This window comes from Jannaschia formosa (assembly GCF_003340555.1).
Lineage (GTDB): Bacteria > Pseudomonadota > Alphaproteobacteria > Rhodobacterales > Rhodobacteraceae > Jannaschia > Jannaschia formosa.
Genome location: NZ_QPLJ01000001.1, coordinates 164,882 through 183,183 on the forward strand (window position 1 = coordinate 164,882; position 18,302 = coordinate 183,183).

An 18,302-nucleotide genomic window follows, 5' to 3' on the forward strand; every position below is an offset into this window, starting at 1 on the left:
GGGCGGACACCCTTGGAGGCCGCCTGACTCTACCGAATTGGAGACTTTTGACATGGCTGGTGAGATTCCGGATCTCGTGGCTCTGGCACGGACGGGGACGGGCAAGGGGGCCGCTCGTCAGGCACGCCGGGACGGCATGGTCCCGGGCGTCGTCTATGGCGGCGGGGCCGACCCGATGCCGATCCAGATCCCGTTCAACGAGCTGCTTGCGAAACTGAAGGCGGGGCGCTTCCGCGCGACGCTCTGGAACCTGAAGATCGAGGGTCAGGAGGACGTGCGCGTCATCTGCCGCGACGTCCAGCGCGACGTCGTCAAGGACCTGCCGACCCATCTGGACCTGATGCGGCTGCGCCGCACGTCCAAGGTGAACCTCTACATCCCCGTGGTGTTCGAGGGCGTGCACGGCTCGCCCGGCGACAAGAAGGGCGGCGTGCTGACCGTCGTGCGCCCCGAGGTCGAGCTGCGGGTGACCGCGGGCGACATCCCCGATCACATCACCGTCGACTGCTCGAAGATGGAGATCGGCGACACGCTGCACATCTCGGATGCGATGCTGCCCGAGGGGGTGAAGCCCACGATCGACCGCGATTTCGTGCTGGCCAACATGCAGGCCCCGTCGGGCCTCGCCTCGCAGAAGGACGACGAGGACGAGGTGACCGAGACCGAGGTCATCAACCAGGACGCCGAGACCGTAGAGGGCAAGGCGGACTGACCTCCTTCGTCCTGTCGGACGGCATCGAGGGGCGCGGGACCGGACGGTTCCGCGCCCCTTCGCTTTGCGGGGACCGGCAGCCTCCCGCGATCCGCGGCGCGCGCGCCGGTGCCCGGATTCCGGCCGCCATCGGGCGCGCCCGGAGGGCGTGACCGGACGACGCACCGCCAGGACCCCTTGCCCCTCCGATTGCGTTGCGTCCGCGACCACAGACCCAGGCATCTACCGGAGGCTCCCATGACGCTCTCGTTCAAACCCCTTTCCGATCAGGTGATCGTGCTGACCGGCGCGACCTCCGGCATCGGCCTCGCGACCGCGCGGCTGCTTTCGCGCGAAGGCGCGCGGCTGGTCCTCGTCGCACGCGGCGAGGATGCGCTCGAGACGCTCGCCGAGGAACTCGGCGCCGAGTGCACGCTCGCCGTGCCGACCGACGTCGCCGAGGCCGGGTCGGTCGAGCGCGTCGCCGAGCGCGCCGTCGCCCGGTTCGGCCATGTCGACACCTGGATCAACGACGCGGGCGTCGCGATCTACGGCAAGGTGGAGGACGTCCCGCTCGAGGATCACCGCAGGCTCTTCGAGACGAACTACTGGGGTGTCGTCCACGGCACGCTCACCGCGTTGCGGCTGTTCCGCCGGCAGGGCGGGACCGGCAAGATCGTCAACATGGGTTCGCAGCTTTCGGACCGGGCGATGATCCTTCAGGGGCCCTACTCGGCCTCCAAGTTCGCGGTGAAGGCGATCACCGACGCCGTGCGGACGGAAACGGCCGAGGCCGGGCTCGACGTCTCGATCACGCTGGTCAAGCCCGGCGCGATCGACACGCCCTACATGGAACACGCCCGCAACCACATGGACACCGACTCGACGGTGAACCCGCCGCCTTCCTACGACCCGGCGCTGGTCGCCAAGGCCATCGCGCATGCCTGCACGCACGACGCGCGCGACCTCGATGTGGGCGGCGCGGGCTGGGCGACGGCCAAGATGACGCGCATCGCGCCGCGCACGACCGACGCGATGATGCAGGCGACGGGCCGGATGCTCCAGCGCGGCGACACGCCGCCCCGGCCGGGCATGCGCGACAACCTGCATTCCAGCGCCCGCAACCTGGAGGAGCGATCGGGCGTCACGAGCCCCGCGCGCCGCACGAGCCTGATGCTCGAGGCGCAGATGCACCCGGTCGCCACCGCCGCCGTGGGGCTTGCGCTCGCCGCGGGCGCCGCCGCACTGGCCCGCCGGGCGCGCAACAGCGCCGGACGATGATGTCCACCCGAAAGGACCCCGCCGGGCTGCGCCCTGTCGGGAACCTTTCGGAGCCTCCTGCCTCGTTGAAACCGTTCGACGTTTCAGGGCGGGGCGGGGGCGGCGGTTCGGTGGAAAAGGATCAGCCGCCCCGCGCTCCCGCGCGTCCGGGTTTGCGGCGAGACTGACGCCGGCCCCCGCTCAGCCCAGGATCTCCCGCAGCACCGCGTCGGGTCCGGATTTCGACGGCGCCTCGGGGCGCGCGATGGCCGGTGTCTCTCGGACATGCAGGTCCTCGACCGCGCAGCGCAGCATGAAGGCCGCCAGGTCGCCGGTCCGGGTGCGGATCAGGTTCTCGGGGATGACGTTGGGGAAGACGCGGTAGTCGCCCGACGGCCCCTCGTCCAGAAGCCAGCCGGGGCGCACGGCCGTCCAGCGCAGCGTCTCGGTGGCCTGCAGGATCCGCTCCATGTCGGCCATCTGCTCGAAGATGGCGCGCAGCCCGGTCTCGGCGGCGGCGCGGAACCAGATCGGCCCGCGAGCGCGGGTCTCGACGAAGCTGGCCGAGATCGTGACGAGCCGGTCCACACCGACCGCACGCATCGCGAGGATCAGGTTCAGCGTGCCCTGGGTGTACAGCTTCGGCGGGTTCATCACCGTCGTGGGCTTCGCGTCGATGCCGACGGCGTTGAGCACCGCATCCGTCCCCTCCAGATGCGCCTCGAGGCCGGAGCGGGTCATCAGGTCCGCCTCGACGCATTCCAGATCGGGATGCTGCCGCGTCAGCCGCCTGCCGTGGCAGCAGGCCCGGACGCGATGCCCGTCGGCCAGCGCGGCCTCGACCAGACGCCTCCCGGTGGCGCCATCGGCGCCGAAGATCGTGAGATGCATGTGCGGTCCCCTTTCCCCTTCAACGGGTGGAACCGGGGGCGGTTCCCTCACACCGCGGGCCGTCCGCCCGCCGCGGCATAGGCCATGTCGATCACGCGCTGCGTGCCCGCCGCATCCCTCAGTGTCCACGGAAAGGCCGCCTCGCCGCGGATGGCGGCGCCGAAGGCCTCGACCTGCAGCACGTACTGGTTCACGCCCGGCCAGCTCCGGCGATGGGTGACGAAGTCCCGCCCGCGCCATTCCACCACCGCCTCGCCGAACTTGGCGGCGTTGAAGGGGGCGGTCAGGCGGATCAGCCCGGCATCCCCGTGGAACAGCATGAACTGCTCGGGCAGCAGCCGCATGGAGTTGATCCAGTGCGCCGTGAAGCCCGGGAAGCGGGCCGAGACCCGCGCGACCACGTCGCAGCCCGCCTGCCACTCGATATCGGCATGGGTGATCGCCTCGGGCTCGGACCGCGTGGCCCAGCGGGTGCAGCCATAGGTGTAGACGCCGATATCCGGCAGCGCACCGCCCCCGGTCGCGGCGGCGTTGCGGATGTTCGCGGGGTCCGAGGCGTTGTCGTAGGTGAACACGCCCTCGACATGGCGCAGCGTTCCGAGGGCGCCCCCGTCGATCAGCTCGCGCACGAACTGCCACTGGGGATGGTGGACGATCATGTAGGCCTCGGCGGCCTGCAACCCGGTCGCGTCGCGCGCCGCGATCAGCGGCGCGATCTCGGCCTCGGTCATCCCGACGGGCTTCTCGACGAGCACATGCTTGCCCGCCTCCAGCGCCTTCACGCCCCATTCGACATGCATCGTGTGGGGCAGCGGCACGTAGACCGCGTCGATCTCCGGATCGGCCAGCATCGCGTCGTAGCCGTCATGCACCCGCAGCCCCGGCGCGAGCGCGGCGAAGGGCGCGGCCTTCTCGGCCGAGCGCGTGGCCAGCGCCGCCAGCACATGCCCGGCCGAGGCATGGATCGCCGGCGCCATCGTGCGGCGCGCGAAGTCGGAGGCGCCCAGCACCCCCCAGCGGATCGGATCGGTCATCTGGCGCTTCCCTCTGGTTCGGGCAGAACGTCCTCGGATGAGGCAGCGGGGTCAAGTGGGCAGGACGCGGCCCGTGAGTCCGAAAGGCCGGTCTGAGCCCACTTTGACCAATGCCGCATGATGCATGAAAATCAGCTATCGGCTTCTGCGGCCAATCGCTTGGCCAACACCAAGGTCAGTATCACCGCAATCAAAAGAAACACCGCACCGACGATCCATGCGATAGGTGTAGAGTAAATTTCGGCGACGGCTCCGGCCAGAACTAAACCCAATGCCGCTCCCAATTGTTGGATCAACGACCTCAGCGACAGCATGGTCGACCGCTGACGGTCTTCTACGCAGCGATGGAGAATGCTGCTGGCTGGCGTTTCGCTGACACCAAGGATCACGGAATACAGGACGAATACCGTCACAAAGCCGATGATACTGCCCTGTAGCGCCAGAGCAATCTGAACACTTGCCAAGCAGGCAAAAGTCGCCGCAAGCGTCATCGCGTGCCGCCGCCTGAAGATCCGGCTGATGCGCGGGGACAGCGATGCGCCGAAAGCGATGGAAAAGAAATAGGTCGCTGTTACGACACCAATGACAGTGTTCGCATAAGCCTCGTCCAACATGGGTTTTGCATGGGTCGGCCAGATCACCTCGACCGGATTGGTCGCCATCAGGAAGAACGCCAGCGATGCCAGAAGCACCGCCAATGCAGGATGTTTGAAGGCAAGAAGGCCTGCATCCTTGATCACCAAAGGAACGTTTGCGAACCCGTGTTTGAGTGCGTTGGCGTTCTTCGGACGCGGATTTTCGACTATGGCCAACATCGTGAAAACCAAAACGCCCAGCATCACGCCAAAGCTTGCCACGTAGGACACGTCATAGATGCTGAACCCGAGTCCTTTCGCGACCTTGCCAAAAATATCCGGCAGTACACCTCCCAGGACGGCACCAACGGCCAACCCCACAGCATTGGCCCATTGTGCTTTGGCGAGTGCGGGTTGGACATCGACATCTGGCGCGGCGGCTTTGAACGTTTCAACAAACCACGCATCGAGCGTTCCTGACCGAAGCGCCCGTCCGAAGCCGATGAATGCAAATGATAGCGCCAGAACGTAGAAATCGCTCGTCGATAGAAAGAGCGCGAGCGAAATCAGGCTAGCGACGACCGCTGTCAAGAAGACGGGCTTGCGGCCAATGCTGTCCGCCAGACCGCCAAACGGCAGTTCCATCGTCATCGTCGTGAGCGAGTAGACCCCGAAGAGAAGTGAAATCTGAAAGAGATCCATGCCTCGGTCAGTCAACGCCAAAGCAACAACCGCGACCGTCAGACCCATCGCAAAACGGTCAAGGAATTGGTGTGTCTGAAACACCCGAATGTGCCGTCGCGCCGGACCGCTTAGCGCTGCGAAGGAAAACTCTATCTCGGTCGCCATGCCTGCAACACCGACGTTTCTGCCACCATGCACGACGCCCTGGCCGAGCCGGGACTTATTCCAGGCGCATCAAAGCGGCCGTTCGAAAAAGCGTAGCGAACGGCAAATCAGTCCGAAAAGCGAACTTTCCCGAACTGGGCAGCCGGGCCTCAATCCCGGCTCCAGTGAACCTGCCCCGCCCCTCCTCAATCCCGGCTCCAGTGAACCTGCCCCGCCCCTCCCAGGACGGGGCACTGCGAAGGCTCTCTCAGATCCCGTCGATGCAGACGTATTTCGTCTCCAGATAGTCCTCCAGCCCCTGCGAGCCGCCTTCCTTGCCTAGGCCGCTTTCCTTGACGCCGCCGAAGGGGGCCTCAACCGTGGTGATGAGGCCCGAGTTGATCCCGATCATCCCGTATTGCAGCCCCTCGTTCAGCCGGAACGCGCGACCCAGATCCCTGGTATAGGCGTAGCAGGCAAGCCCATAGACCGTGGCGTTGGCCATCTCGATGGCCTCCTCCTCGGTGTCGAAGCGGAAGACCGGGGCGAGCGGGCCGAAGATCTCCTCGGTGGCGAACTTCATCGCCTGGGTGGCGCCGGTAACGACGGTCGGCTGGAAGAAGGTGCCGCCCTTCTCGTGGCGCGACCCGCCGGTGACGACCTCCGCGCCCTTCTCCTTCGCGTCCGAGACGAACTCCTCGACCTTCTCGACCGCGGCCATGTCGATCATCGGCCCCTGCTCGACCCCGGCCTCGCGCCCGTCGCCGACCTTCATCGCCTCGGTCTTCTCGACCAGCCGCTTGACGAAGGCGTCGTGGATGCCGCTCTGGACATAGATGCGGTTGGCGCAGACGCAGGTCTGGCCCGCGTTGCGGAACTTGGACACCATGGCGCCCTCGACCGCCTTCTCGATGTCGGCGTCGTCGAAGACGAGGAAGGGCGCGTTGCCGCCCAGTTCCATCGAGACCTTCTTCACGGTGTCGGCCGACTGCCGGATCAGCTCCTTGCCGACCTCGGTGGACCCCGTGAAGGTGATCTTGCGAACCTCGGGCGCCGCCATCATCGCGCCCGCGATCTCGCGCGCCGAGCCGGTGACGACGTTCACCACGCCCTTCGGATAGCCCACCTCCTCGCAAAGCGCCCCCCAGGCCAGCCCGCTATAGGGCGTCGCCGTCGCGGGCTTGGCGACGACCGTGCAGCCCACCGCCAGCGCGGGCGCGATCTTGCGCGCCAGCATGCTGCTGGGGAAGTTCCAGGGCGTGATCATCCCCACGACGCCGATGGCGTGCTTCGTCACCAGGATGCGGCGGCCGTTCACGCCGGCGGGCACGATCTCGCCCTTGGCGCGGCGCGCCTCCTCGGCAAACCAGCGCACGTATTGCGCGCCGATGGCGATCTCGCCCTTCGCCTCGGCCAAGGGCTTGCCCATCTCGACGGTCAGCAGCTCGGCCAGGTCCGCCTGGTTGTCCATCAGCGCGTCGTGCAGCTTCCACAGCAGCCCGCAGCGCTCCATCAGGGACATGCCGCGGAAGCCGGGGAAGGCGGCCGAGGCGGCGGCGATGGCGCGCTCGGTCTCGGCCTTCCCGGCCTTCGGCACGGTGCCCAGGACGGCGCCGTCCACGGGGTTGGTGACGTCGATGGTCGCGCCACCATCGGCGCCAACCCAGTCGCCGCCGATCAGGTTCGCTTCCTTCATCCAGGTCTTGAAGCCGGTCGCATCGAGCATCGTCTATCCTTTCGCGAAGCGGTAGGTGGTGGTCTGATGGTAGGTCTCGCCGGGCCGCAGCACGGCGTCGGGGAAATCGGGCCGGTTCGGGCTGTCGGGCCAGAACTGCGGCTCCAGCGCAACGCCCGCATGGGCACGGTAGGTCCGACCCTCCAGCCCCGGCACCTGGGTGTTCAGCTTGCCGCCGTCATAGACCTGAAGCCCCGGCTCGGTCGTGGCGAGGGTCATCGTCAGCCCGCTGCGCGCCGACCGTAGCCAGGCCACGTCGCGCAGCGCCGTTCGACCATCCGACAGGCACAGATTGTGGTCCAGCAGCCCGGGCTGCGCCAGCGCCCGGCCTTGCCTGAAGTCGAAACCGGTGCCCTCCACCGGCGCCACCCCCGTCGGGATCAGATCCTCGTCCACCGGCGTGTAGCGGTCGGCCGCGACGGTCAGGACGTGATCCGCGACCGTGGGGCCGTCGTCGAGACACCAGTAGCTGTGATGCGCGAGGTTGCAGAGCGTCGGCGCCTCGGCCGTGGCGCGATAGTCCACCCGCAGCGTCGCATCCGGAGCGCAGGCGTAGACCGCCTCCACCCGCATCGCGCCGGGATAGCCCATCTCGCCATCCGCCAGGTCGATGGCGAAGGCGATCCGGTCGACCCCGTGCTCCGTCACCTCCCATTCGCGCTTGCCGATCCCGGCGCTGCCGCCATGCAGGTGATGGCGTCCGAGGAAGTTCGGGTCGAGCTGGTACTCGGTGCCGTCCAGCACGAATCGCGCGCCGCCGATCCGGTTGGCATACCGTCCTGCGGTGGCCCCCATGTAGTTGGAATGTTCCGGGTAATGCGCCGTGTCGGCGAGGCCCAGCACCAGAGGCGGGGCATGGCCGTCCAGCCGCAGGTCGTGCAGCACGGCGCCGAGGCCGATGAAGGTCGCCGTCAGGCCGTGGCCGGAAATCGTGTAGGTGGGTCGCGTGCTCATGTCCTCTCCCTAGAACCTTTGGCGGCCGGGCGGAACCATGCCCGGCACCCCCCTGCCCCGGTCTCGCCCTGACCGGCCCCCGTCTTCCTGTGGCCGGAAATACTCCGGGGGAGTCGCGCGACGCGCGACGGGGGGCAGAGCCCCCTCCACCCCCGCCCCGGGACGGCCCGCTGGACATCTGGCCTGCTCCTGCAGGCCCCACGCCGGAGCCTCGCCTGCGCCCCCTCAAGCAATCCCCAGATGCTCCGCCACGCGGCGCGCCGTCATCTCCGAGACGCGGGTATTCGCCTCTTGGGTCACGCCGGCGACATGTGGAGTCAGGATCAGGTTCGGCACGCCCGCGAAGGGATGCGCGGCCCCCAGAGGCTCGTCCGCGAAGGTGTCCAGCGCCGCACCCGCCAGCTTCCCCGACCGCAGCGCGTCGCAGACAGCCTCCTCGTCCACCACGCCACCGCGCGCGGCATTCACCAGCACGGCGCCGGGCTTCATCGACGCCAGCGCGGCCGCGTCGATCAGGCCGCGCGTTCCGTCGGTCAGCGGCACGTGCAGCGACACGACATCGGCCCGGGCCAGCACCTCCTCCAGCGGCGCCTCCCGCGCGCCCTCGAAATCGGGCGCGTAGGGATCGGCCGCGATCACCTCCATCCCCAGTGCGCGGCCCAGACGACCGGTGACGCGCGCGATCTCTCCATAGCCGACGAGGCCCAGCACCTTGCCCGCGATCTCGCGCCCCTGCCCCGCATGTGCCCGCGGCCAATCGCCCGCCTCCATCTCCGCGCGCAACCCGTAGGCCCCGCGCAGCAACATGGCGGCGGTGGTGACGACGTATTCGGCGACCGACAGCGTGTTGGCGCCGGTGGCCGGGTAGACCGCGATCCCGCGCGCCTTGCAGCCGTCGAGGTCGATGTTGTCGAGCCCCACACCGAGCCGCCCAACGCAGCCGAAGCCCGCGTCGAGCAACTCGCCCCGGACCTGCGTCCGGTTGCGCACGATCAGGGCGCGGGCGCCTCTCGCGCGCTCGGCCAGGTCGGCCGGGCGGTCGGGAAGATCGGGTTCGTAGGTGACGGGCGACCGTGCGCGGAGCCAGTCGACCCAGGTCTCGTCCATGAATTCGGTTATGAGGATCATCGGTCAGCGCCTGCTTGAAGGGCGGGACCGGGGGTTTCACACCCCCGGACCCCCGTGGAGTATTTCCGGCCACAGGAAGGGGACTAGGGGGCACGCCCCCTCAGATCGATGGCCTGGCCCGAGCGGGCGGATTCCTCTGCCGCCTCGCCCACGAGGACGGACCAATAGCCGTCCGCCAGCGTCACCTCGGGCGTGCCGGAGCCGCGGCGGACGAGGTCGAGGAACCGCTCGTGCTGGTAGAAGGTCGAGCCGTGATGGTCGCCCGCGATCAGCAGCTCAGGCGGCGTGTGGATGACCTCCCGCACCTCGCGTTTGAGCGCGCGGATCGAGGTCACGAACTCCGCCTCCCGCGGCGCGCCGTCGGGCGCGAAGCGGGCGGGGCCGGGGATCAGCGCGTCGCAGCGCGCCTTCGGGCCGGTGACGGCGACGAATTCCTGCCAGTGCGATCCTTCGGCGAACATGCACAGGTCCAGCATCCCGCGCGTGCCGTTGGCGAAATCGACCACCACATAGGCGTTGTCGACGATGTCGGGGATGCCTCCGGCATAGCGCTCGTCGCGGTGGTTCACATCGACACCGGCGCTAGCATAGACGCGCACCGGGTCCGAGCGCAGGATCAGCCGCATCAGGTCCCAGAAATGGCAGCATTTCTCGACCAGCGTCCCGCCGGTGCGCGCGTTGAAGCGGTTCCAGTCGTCGACCTTGGGCAGGAAGGGGAAGCGATGCTCGCGGATCGAGACCATGCGCGGGTCGCCCGTCGCTCCCTGCTCGATCGCCTGGAGCAGCCGCTGGATCGGCGGCATGTAGCGGTATTCCATCGCCACCCAGATCGGCGCCCGCCGCCCCTTGGCCATGTTGAGCAGGTCGCGGCAGTCGGCCGTCGTGGTGGCCAGCGGCTTCTCGACCAGGATCGGCTTCTCGGTCGCCATCAGCCGCTGCAGCAGGTCCGCATGGGTGTCGTTCGGGGCGGCGACCAGGTAGACGTCGCAGTCGGCCTTGCGGATCAGCTCGTCGGGATCGGCATAGCCTTCCGCGTTGTCGGTGGCGGCCAGCGAGAGGCTGCGCATGCCCTCGTCCGGGTCGGCCACGGCGGTGACCTTCGCGCCGTCCAGCAGGGCGATATTGCGGATATGCTCCTGCCCCATCATCCCCGCGCCGATCAGTCCGTAGCGGATCATCGCGGGTCCCCCCGCGAGGCGCCGAGCTCCAGCAGGTCGATGCCGAGCCCCGCCGCCACCCCGGCCAGCGCCGGGCCGTGGTCGCCATAGGCCAGCGCCATGTGGTGTTCGAGCCCGCTCGCCATCACGTCGGCCAGCACCGCGTCGGCGCCCCGGTCGAAGCGGAGCACGCCCGAGGTGCCGGTGAAGGCCATCGGCCGGTCGAGCATCTCGCCGGTAGCGACGATGACCTGTTGACGCCCTCGCGCCTGGCTGAGCCGGAACAGGGTGACGCGGCCGGGCTTCAGCGGGAACTCCAGCAGCAGCGCCTGCCTGCGGTTGGTGTGGACAGTGGCGGCCATCTCCCCCTTCGCCATCGAGGCGGGCGCCTGCCCGCAATGCCAGACCACCCCGGTCTCGCCGTCCATGTCCACGAGGTCGGCGAGGAAGACCGGCGCATCCGCCACCTCCTGCAGGATGGCCTGGGTGACGGCGCCGTAGACATCGGCCTCACAGGCGCAGGGGGTGCGCGCCTCGCCCAGCATCGAGACGGGGCCGCAGACCGCGCCGCCATATTCGGTGAAGGTCTCGGGCCAGCAGCGGATCGCCATGGCGTCGAAGCGGTGCTCGGCGCGCAGGTCGTCGAGCGCCCCCGCCAGCCGCAGCGAGCGGTCGAGCTCTCCCCGGTCGAGCGTATCGAGACCGGCCAGCGCCTCGGCCTGCGCGGCATAGCGCGCGGGCGTCTCCGGCAGGGCGCGGGCACGGTCGAAGAGGTCGGGCAGCTCCAGCTCCGTCACCTCGGCACCGGTCAGGTCGCGCAGCGCGGCCTTGTCGTAGGCGCAGGTGTCGAATCCGCCCGGCCGCTCCCCGATGCGGGCGATGCGCAGGTCGCGGCAGACCTGCCGCGCGGGAGCGGTGGAGGGGGCGCCAAACTTCGGCGCCTGCACCGGACCCAGCAGCAGCGCGTCGAGATCGGGCGCGTCGCCATAGGCCCAGGTGAAGGGCCGGTCGTTCAACCCCAGTGCATGGCTCAGAAGGTTCAGCCCGCAGAAGGCGTTGAGGCGCAGACGCCCGCCCGCCCGGGGCTCGGGCACGGCCCAGACGGCCACGGGGCCGTCGAAGCCGGTGGCGGCGCGCGTGGCGAAGGCCGCGTCGGTGAAGGTGACCTGCAGGATCAGGAGCGCATCGGCCCCTTTCGGCAGGGCGGCCTCGTCCGGCCCCATGAGCAGGGTGCGGGGGCCGGCGATCTCGTGGCCTGCAGCCTCGGCCCAGGCGTCGAGATGCGCCAGCATCGCGGCCAGTTTCTCCTCGGCATAGGGCACGTCGAAGGTGGGCCGCGCGAGCGGCAGAAGCGCGATCTTCATCGGATGTCTCCGTAGCCATGGCGGAAGCCCGCCGTGGGATCGGTGAAGGCCAGCCCGTCGCCGCCGAAGCGGGCATGCGCGTGCCAGGGCGCGGCCTTCTCGTCGGTCAGGGCGTTCAGCCGCTCCATGTAGGGGACCGAGTCCCGCTGCAAGCCCCTCCGCATCGCCTCCATGTCCGGCCATTCGCGGAAGGCGTCGAGCCAGATCGCCCGACCCGCCAGATAGCCCGAGGCCCCGGCCGCGTAGGCGTAGTCCAGCACGGTCGCAAAGTCGTCCTTGCCCGCCCCCGCCGACAGCATCACCCAGGGCCGGCCGGCCAGCCCGCCCATCTCGTCGAAGAGGGCCTGCACCGAGGCGTCGCCCGCGGCGATGCCCTTCGCGGGCACCGGACTTTCCAGCTTGAAGACGTCGACGCCGTAGTCGGGGCCGGCGAAATGCTCGACCGACTTCAGCACGTGATCGGAATGCTTCGTCGCCATCTCGGTATAGTCCGAGGTCTGCTCGGCGTCGCTGTCGACCGGGTGGACCAGCAGCTCGAACAGGAAGGGGATGTCGAGCCGGGCGCACAGGTCGCCGGTACGCCTGACGAAATCCTCCTGCGCCACGCGCACCTCGGCCGAGACGTCGGGGCGGAACCAGGCCAGCACCTTCACCGCGTCACCGCCCATGCGCTTGATCTTGCCGACGGACCAGTCGTCGATCTCGGCCGAGAGGCGCCCCTGCCCTGTCTCGCGAAAGAGCGAATCCTCCAGCGTCACGATCAGCCCCTTGCGCGGGTCGAAGGCGCGCCAGCCATGCGGGATGGCGTAATGCGGGTCGAGCAGCATCGCCGTCGAGGCGGGTTGCAACGCCTCCAGCAGGGCCGTCTTGACGGCGGCCACGTCCTCCCACGGGGCCTCGCCGCCGCGCGCCTCGGCGATGGGCGCCTTGATCGGCGGGCGCTGGTCGACGGCAGTCATCTTGAAGCGGCCCGAGGGGTCGGACATGCGGCGCAGGCCAAGCTGCTTGCCGGGTGTGAGCGGGGTCATGGAAGGTCCTTTTCGGTCGGATAGGCGTCCCAGCCGCCAGGCCGGGTGCATTTGATCGCGGCGGCGCGGTTGGCGTAGCGGCTGGCGGTCTCGCGGTCCTCGCCGCGGCCGAGCGCCAGCGCGAAGGCGCCGTGCCAGAGGTCCCCGGCGCCCAGCGTGTCGACGGCCTCGACCGCGGGCGCGGGGACGTGCAGCCCGTCGGCCCAGGTGACGCCGTCCGCGCCGTCGGTATAGGCGACCTGTCCCGGCAGCCGCGCGGCGGCCTGCGCCAGCGCCTCGGGCAGCGCGTCGGTGCCGGTGAAGTCGCGCAGGCCGGGGGCGCTGAAGACGACGTGGCTCGCCAGCGCGGCCAGCGCCTCGGGCGTGAATTTCTCGCCATCCAGCACGGCGGGACGGCCCGCCGCGCGCGCCGCCGTCAGGACGGCCTCGGCGGCCTCGGGCCAGCGGCAATCGCAGAGGGCCGCGTCGAAGGCCGGCAGGTCCGGGGGCGTCTCCGGCAGGGCCTCACCCGGAAAATTGACGATCATCCGCTCGCCCGCCGGGTCGACCATCACCGAACTGAGCGGCGTCCGCCCCCCGCGCGCGAAGGCCGGCACCACGCCCGCCCCCGCCAGCATCGCGGCCAGCTCGTCGCCCGTGGCGTCCGCCCCCAGCCGCGTGACCAGCATGACCTGCCCCCCCAGCCGTGCCGCGCCCACCGCCGCATTGGCCGCGCAGCCGCCGCCGATCCGCTCGAAGCTGCGGGAGCGGTGCTTGCCCTCTCGGGTCGGCAGCGCGTCGACCCGCTGAACGTAGTCCATCACGGCGATGCCACAGACCAGAAGCCGCGTCATCGCACCACCTCCCGCCGCTCGGGCCTCCCGTCTCCGGCGGCCCCGGCCCGGCCCGGCCCACCGGCATGGCCGCGGGTGGGACGCTCCCGATCACCCCCGTCCGCAGGGCGGATTAACGCTTCCTTCAGGCCGGGCGGATATTCCCCGATGCGATCCTTCCCGCCCGAGGTCCGCCGATGCCGCCGCCCTTCGCCCGCGCCACGCAGCCGCAGACCGCCGCGGACATCCATCGCATCTGCCTTCTCGACCTTGCCCCCCATCTGCGCCGGGTCTTCGCCCGCGCGATGGATTGCGACCCCGCCGACGTGCCCGAGGACCTGGTCCGGGACGACCTCGCCCGCCTGCACGCCGCCTTCCTCGGCCCGCCCGATGCGTCCGAGGCGCACTGGACGCTGATCGTCGACCGGATCGCGGCGCAGGGCGGCACCTTCGAGGATTTCGCGGCCGGGCATCAGCATCTGACGACCCTCATGCTGGGCGCGCTGATCGAGCGGACGAATCGCTTCCTCGGGCTCGGCCCCGAGGGGGTCGATGCCTTCCTCCAGGCCATGAACCGGGAGTTGATGGGCGTGCTGCGCGCCTTCGACGCCCGGCGCGCGGCCGAGCGGGCCGAGGCCCGCGCTGCGCTGGAACACCGTCTTTCCGACGGGCTGGGCACGGTGCTGCGCGGGGCGCAGTCCGGCGACCTTTCGCAGCGTGTCAGCGGCGATCTCGACGACCCCGCGCTCGCCGCCATCGGCGCCGATCTGAACGCGCTGATGGACGCGCTCTCGGACGGGCTCGGCGCCGCGATGGATGCGCTCGACGCGCTGGCGCAGGGCCGGCTCGACGCACGGATGGAGGGGCGGTGGGAAGGCGACTTCGCCAGCCTCCAGGCCAATATCGCGACCTCGATCGCCGCGATGTCCGACACGCTCTCGCGCATCCGCCAGACCGCGGTGCAGGTCTCCGACGCCTCCGAGGCGCTGCGCGGCCAGGCCAGCGCGCTGGAGCAGCGGGCGACCCGGGCGAAGGGCAATCTCGGCGTGCTGACCGAAGGCGCGGCAGCGATGCGCGACGCGCTCGGCGCCAACCGCGCCGCCGCCGAAGAGGCGGGCGCCGCCCTGCGCCGCATCTCGGCCGACGCGCGCGAGGCCGGAAGCGGCGTCGCCGCCGTCACCGACGGGATGGCCCGCATCGAGGAAAGCAGCGCCGGCGTCCGCGAACTGGCGGAGTTGATCGACACCATCGCGCATCAGACCCACCTGCTGTCGCTGAACGCCGCGGTCGAGGCCGCGCGGGCCGGGGATGCCGGGCGCGGCTTCGCCGTCGTCGCGACCGAGGTGCGATCGCTGGCCACGCGCGTCACGCAGGGGGCCGACGACATCCGCGCCCTCGCCGACGAGAACGCGGCCCAGGTCGCCGAGGGGCGCCAGGTGACCGAGGCGACCGCCAGGGCGCTGCAGGTGCTGGAGGATCGGCTGGGCGAGATCGGTCGCGTCTTCGACGACATCACCCGCACCGGAGAGGCGCAGGCCGATCGCTTCGGCATCATGGAGGAGACGGTGCAGGCCATGTCTAACTCGGTCGAACGCAACGTCGCGGCGTCGCGGGAGGGGGTCACGCTGTCGGAGACGCTGGCACAGGCCACCCGGGAGCTTGCCGACCTGATCGGAAGCTTCGAACTGGCAGGCCAGCCGCCCCGGCCGGGCGCGACGGACGAAGGGGAAGCGGGCGGCACCCGGGCCGCGTGATGGAAAGGGCGTCGGGGGCACGTCGCCCCCGGCGCCCCGGTGTCAGTTGAGCTCGGCGTCGCGGCGGGCGTTCACGTCGGCCTCGGCCTCGGCGATGGCGGCGCGGAAGTTGGCCAGCATCTCCTCGCCGCCGTCCACGTTCTCGGCGAACCAGTCGTAGACCGGCGCCGCGGCATCCTGGAAGGCCTGCTTCTGCTCCGGCGACGGCACGTAGAGGTTGCCGCCATCGGCGACGAACTCCTGGTAGGCCGAGATCGACTTGCGCTTCGGCGAGGCGAAGGTCGCCTGCTGCAGCGCCGCGAACCCGTCCACGACGACGCGCTGAAGCTCGGGCGACATCGACTTGAACACCTCGTTGTTCATCACCCAGATCGCCGCCATGTAGGCGTGCCCGTCCAGCGTGACGTATTGCAGCCCCGCATCCGGGAACTTCATCCCCATGATGTCGGTGATCCCGTTCTTCGTCCCCTCGACCACGCCGGTCTGCAGCGAGGTGAACAGCTCCGGCCACGGGATCGGCGTCGGCGAGGCGCCCAGCGCGCGCACCAGCTCCTGCGGCAGGTCGGCGACGACGGTCCGGATCTTCAGCCCGGCCAGGTCCTCGGGGTTCTCGATCGGGCGCACGGTATTGGCGAAGTTGCGCCAGCCGCCGGTATTGCCGATCGTCATGATCCGGATCGTGTCACCCGAATCTTCCAGCGCCTTCGCGCGCAGCTGCGCGACGAGGTCGGTCGAGGTCAGCACCTCCTCGGCGACGCGGTCGTCGGCCATCAGGTAAGGCAGGTCGAAGATCTGCACGTAGGGAAAGATGCCCGCGGCTCCGCCCGAGGTCGTCACGAAGATGTCGATCGACCCGTCGGCCACGCCCTGCAGGCATTCCGCCCCGTTCGAGCAGAGCTGCGTGCCGATGAACAACTCGACCGTGATCGCGCCGTTCGACGCGTTCTCGACGTAGTTCTTGAAGACGACGAGCCCGTCATAATCCTCGTCGTTCTCGTTGGAATTGGCCGTGGCGCGCAGGTTGATCACGTCCTGCGCGACGGCGACGGAGGGCAGCGCGACGGCAAGCGCCAGCGCGGCCGAGGTCAGAAGCGGCTTGAGTTTCATGATGTGGTCTCTCTCTCCCTGTTGGACCGGCTTTCTAGAGGAACCCGAAGAACCTGGGCACGGCGAGCGAGATGGCCGGCACGTAGGTTATCAGGAAAATCACGAGGATCTCGACGGCGAGGAACGGCAGGATGGCGCGGGCGATGGTCTCGACCCGCTCGCCCGAGACGGAGCTCGCCACGAACAGGACCAGCCCCATCGGCGGCGTCGCCAGCCCCACGGTCAGGTTGACGGACATGATGATCGCGAAATGCACCGGATCGACGCCCATGGACGTGAAGATCGGGCCGAGGATCGGGCCGAGGATGATGATCGCGGGGCCTGCGTCGAGGAACATGCCGACGATGAACAGAAGCAGGTTGATCAGCAGCAGCAGGACCAGCGGGTTGCTCGACAGCGACAGGATGAGCTCGGCCAGCGCCTCGGGCGCGTGGCTCAGCGCGACGACCGTCTTGAAGGCCAGCGCCGCGCCCACCAGCAGCAGCACCACCGACGAGATCAGCGCGGCCTTGCCCAGGACGTCCGGCAGGTCGCGCCAGGACATCTCGCGCAGGATGAACAGCGACACGATCAGCGCGTAGCCCACCGCGACCGCCGCCGCCTCGGTCGGGGTGAAGACGCCGCCCAGGATGCCGCCCAGGATGATGACCGGGGTCATCAGCGGGAAGAACGCCTTGAGCGAGGCCTGCCCCTTCTCGGGCCAGGTCGCGCGGCGCTTCAGCGGCGGCATCCCGGCAGGGTTGCGCCGGGCGATGACGTTGGTGACGATCATCAGGCCCACGCCCACCAGGATGCCGGGCACGATGCCGGCCAGGAACAGGGCCGCGACCGACTGCTCCATGACATAGGCGTAGATGATCATGATGCCCGAGGGGGGGATGATCGGCCCGATCACCGAGCTGGCGGCTGTGACGGCGGCGGCGAAGCGGCGGGTGTAGCCCTCCTTCTCCATCGCCGGGATCAGCATCGAGCCCAGCGCCGAGGTGTCGGCCACGGCCGAGCCCGACAGCCCTGCGAACAGCATCGAGGAGAGGATGTTCACCTGCGCCAGCCCGGCGCGGAAATGCCCGACGCAGGCCTGCGCGAACTCCACGAGGCGCAGGGTGATCCCGCCGCGGTTCATCATCTCGCCGGCGAGCATGAAGAACGGGATCGCCATCAGCGGGAAGCTGTCCATCCCGTTGTAGGTGTTGCGGTAGAGCAGGACGAAGTCGCTCGCATCCCCGTTCAGCCACAGCATGACGCCGGGCGCGGCCAGCAGGGCGAAGAAGACCGGCAGGCCGACCATCAGAAGCAGCAGGAACAGCGGCAGGAACCAGACCAGCATCTATTCGGCCCCCACCGTCGCGCTGTGGGGAATGACCGGCAGGTCCTCCGCCGCACCGAACAGGACGGCAAGCTGCCGCAGGACCAGCTCCAGCATGACCGAGACCATCATGATCAGCCCGACCACCAGAGAGGCCATCATCCACGATCGAGGCATCTTCACCCAGCCGTCCAGGGTCGGGTAATACAGCGACGACGTCTTGAACCGGCCCGAGAAGCCGGTGACCTCGGCGAAGCCGATCCGCACGCCGACGACCAGCACGGCCAGCGACAGCAGCAGCAGGCCCAGCGTCAGCAGGCCCCCGGCAATGCGCGGCAGGGCCAGCTGGATCATGTCGATGGCGACGAAGCCGCCCCGGCGCAGCCCGGTCGGCGCCACGACCATCAGCCACAGCATCAGGAAGCGCGCCGCCTCCTCGGGCCAGGGCAAGGGGTTCGACAGCGCATAGCGCCAGAACACCTGCACCAAGATGAAGACGACCATCAGCGCCATGCAGACGATCCCGATGCCGCGCCCGACCGCGAGCACGGGCGCATTGATCCGGGCGAGCACGCGCGCGCCGGTGACATGCCAGGCCATGAGACCTCCCTCTCCGCGGCAACCGCTTTCGATTGCGCGCGCCTCCGCCTCAAACCCTTTCGAAAACGAAAGCGCCTG

The 18,302-nt window shown here is 69.4% G+C and carries 16 protein-coding genes; 3 read left to right on the forward strand and 13 right to left on the reverse strand.

Annotation, left to right across the window (positions count from 1 at the left end):
- Nucleotides 1-52: 52 nt before the first annotated feature.
- Both DR046_RS00890 and DR046_RS00895 read left to right on the forward strand, forming a co-directional pair.
- Nucleotides 53-712: a 50S ribosomal protein L25/general stress protein Ctc gene (locus tag DR046_RS00890; protein ID WP_115379010.1), complete on the forward strand. Its 660-nt coding sequence runs from the start codon at nt 53-55 to the stop codon at nt 710-712.
- Between the two features lie 237 nt (nt 713-949).
- Nucleotides 950-1,972: an SDR family oxidoreductase gene (locus DR046_RS00895; RefSeq protein ID WP_115379012.1), complete on the forward strand. Its 1,023-nt coding sequence runs from the start codon at nt 950-952 to the stop codon at nt 1,970-1,972.
- A 180-nt stretch (nt 1,973-2,152) separates the two neighbouring features.
- On the opposite strand, the gene DR046_RS00900 is transcribed toward DR046_RS00895, so the two are convergent.
- From DR046_RS00900 to DR046_RS00945, 10 genes are all read right to left on the reverse strand, one after another.
- Nucleotides 2,153-2,842 (reverse strand): NAD(P)-dependent oxidoreductase, encoded by a 690-nt coding sequence (locus DR046_RS00900; protein ID WP_245190746.1) that lies wholly within the window; start codon nt 2,840-2,842, stop codon nt 2,153-2,155.
- Nucleotides 2,843-2,889: 47 nt separating this feature from the next.
- Nucleotides 2,890-3,876 (reverse strand): Gfo/Idh/MocA family protein, encoded by a 987-nt coding sequence (locus DR046_RS00905; protein WP_115379014.1) that lies wholly within the window; start codon nt 3,874-3,876, stop codon nt 2,890-2,892.
- A gap of 131 nt (nt 3,877-4,007) precedes the next feature.
- Nucleotides 4,008-5,300, reverse strand: coding sequence for an MFS transporter (locus tag DR046_RS00910; protein ID WP_115379016.1), 1,293 nt, complete (start codon nt 5,298-5,300; stop codon nt 4,008-4,010).
- Nucleotides 5,301-5,547: 247 nt separating this feature from the next.
- Nucleotides 5,548-7,005 (reverse strand): NAD-dependent succinate-semialdehyde dehydrogenase, encoded by a 1,458-nt coding sequence (locus DR046_RS00915; protein ID WP_115379018.1) that lies wholly within the window; start codon nt 7,003-7,005, stop codon nt 5,548-5,550.
- Nucleotides 7,006-7,008: 3 nt separating this feature from the next.
- Nucleotides 7,009-7,968, reverse strand: a complete 960-nt coding sequence (locus tag DR046_RS00920; RefSeq protein WP_115379020.1) for an aldose epimerase family protein — start codon at nt 7,966-7,968, stop codon at nt 7,009-7,011.
- Nucleotides 7,969-8,193: 225 nt separating this feature from the next.
- Nucleotides 8,194-9,096 carry a hydroxyacid dehydrogenase gene (locus DR046_RS00925; RefSeq protein ID WP_115379022.1) on the reverse strand — a complete coding sequence of 301 codons (903 nt, stop codon included), beginning with the start codon at nt 9,094-9,096 and terminating at the stop codon, nt 8,194-8,196.
- Between the two features lie 83 nt (nt 9,097-9,179).
- Nucleotides 9,180-10,274 carry a Gfo/Idh/MocA family protein gene (locus DR046_RS00930; protein WP_115379024.1) on the reverse strand — a complete coding sequence of 365 codons (1,095 nt, stop codon included), beginning with the start codon at nt 10,272-10,274 and terminating at the stop codon, nt 9,180-9,182.
- Nucleotides 10,271-11,617, reverse strand: coding sequence for an L-fucose/L-arabinose isomerase family protein (locus tag DR046_RS00935; protein ID WP_115379026.1), 1,347 nt, complete (start codon nt 11,615-11,617; stop codon nt 10,271-10,273). Before DR046_RS00935 ends, DR046_RS00930 begins: the two co-directional genes overlap by 4 nt.
- The gene (locus tag DR046_RS00940) at nt 11,614-12,645 is read right to left on the reverse strand and encodes a tagatose 1,6-diphosphate aldolase (protein WP_115379028.1); all 1,032 of its coding nucleotides are present in this window, start codon (nt 12,643-12,645) and stop codon (nt 11,614-11,616) included. Before DR046_RS00940 ends, DR046_RS00935 begins: the two co-directional genes overlap by 4 nt.
- Nucleotides 12,642-13,478, reverse strand: a complete 837-nt coding sequence (locus DR046_RS00945) for a PfkB family carbohydrate kinase (RefSeq protein ID WP_115379030.1) — start codon at nt 13,476-13,478, stop codon at nt 12,642-12,644. The genes DR046_RS00940 and DR046_RS00945 overlap by 4 nt, the downstream gene beginning before the upstream one ends.
- A 176-nt stretch (nt 13,479-13,654) precedes the next feature.
- On the opposite strand from DR046_RS00945, the gene DR046_RS00950 reads away from it, so the two are divergent.
- Entirely contained in the window at nt 13,655-15,211 is a 1,557-nt protein-coding gene (locus tag DR046_RS00950) for a methyl-accepting chemotaxis protein (protein ID WP_115379032.1), read from the forward strand.
- A gap of 42 nt (nt 15,212-15,253) precedes the next feature.
- Here DR046_RS00950 and DR046_RS00955 read toward each other — a convergent pair whose 3' ends face one another.
- From DR046_RS00955 to DR046_RS00965, 3 genes are read right to left on the reverse strand one after another with little or no spacing between them, the layout of a single operon-like run.
- A complete protein-coding gene (locus DR046_RS00955; protein ID WP_115379034.1) occupies nt 15,254-16,318 on the reverse strand; it encodes a TRAP transporter substrate-binding protein in 1,065 nt (354 codons plus the stop codon).
- Nucleotides 16,319-16,352: 34 nt separating this feature from the next.
- Nucleotides 16,353-17,645: a TRAP transporter large permease gene (locus DR046_RS00960; protein WP_115379036.1), complete on the reverse strand. Its 1,293-nt coding sequence runs from the start codon at nt 17,643-17,645 to the stop codon at nt 16,353-16,355.
- Entirely contained in the window at nt 17,646-18,224 is a 579-nt protein-coding gene (locus tag DR046_RS00965; protein ID WP_115379038.1) for a TRAP transporter small permease, read from the reverse strand.
- Between the last annotated feature and the right edge of the window lie 78 nt (nt 18,225-18,302).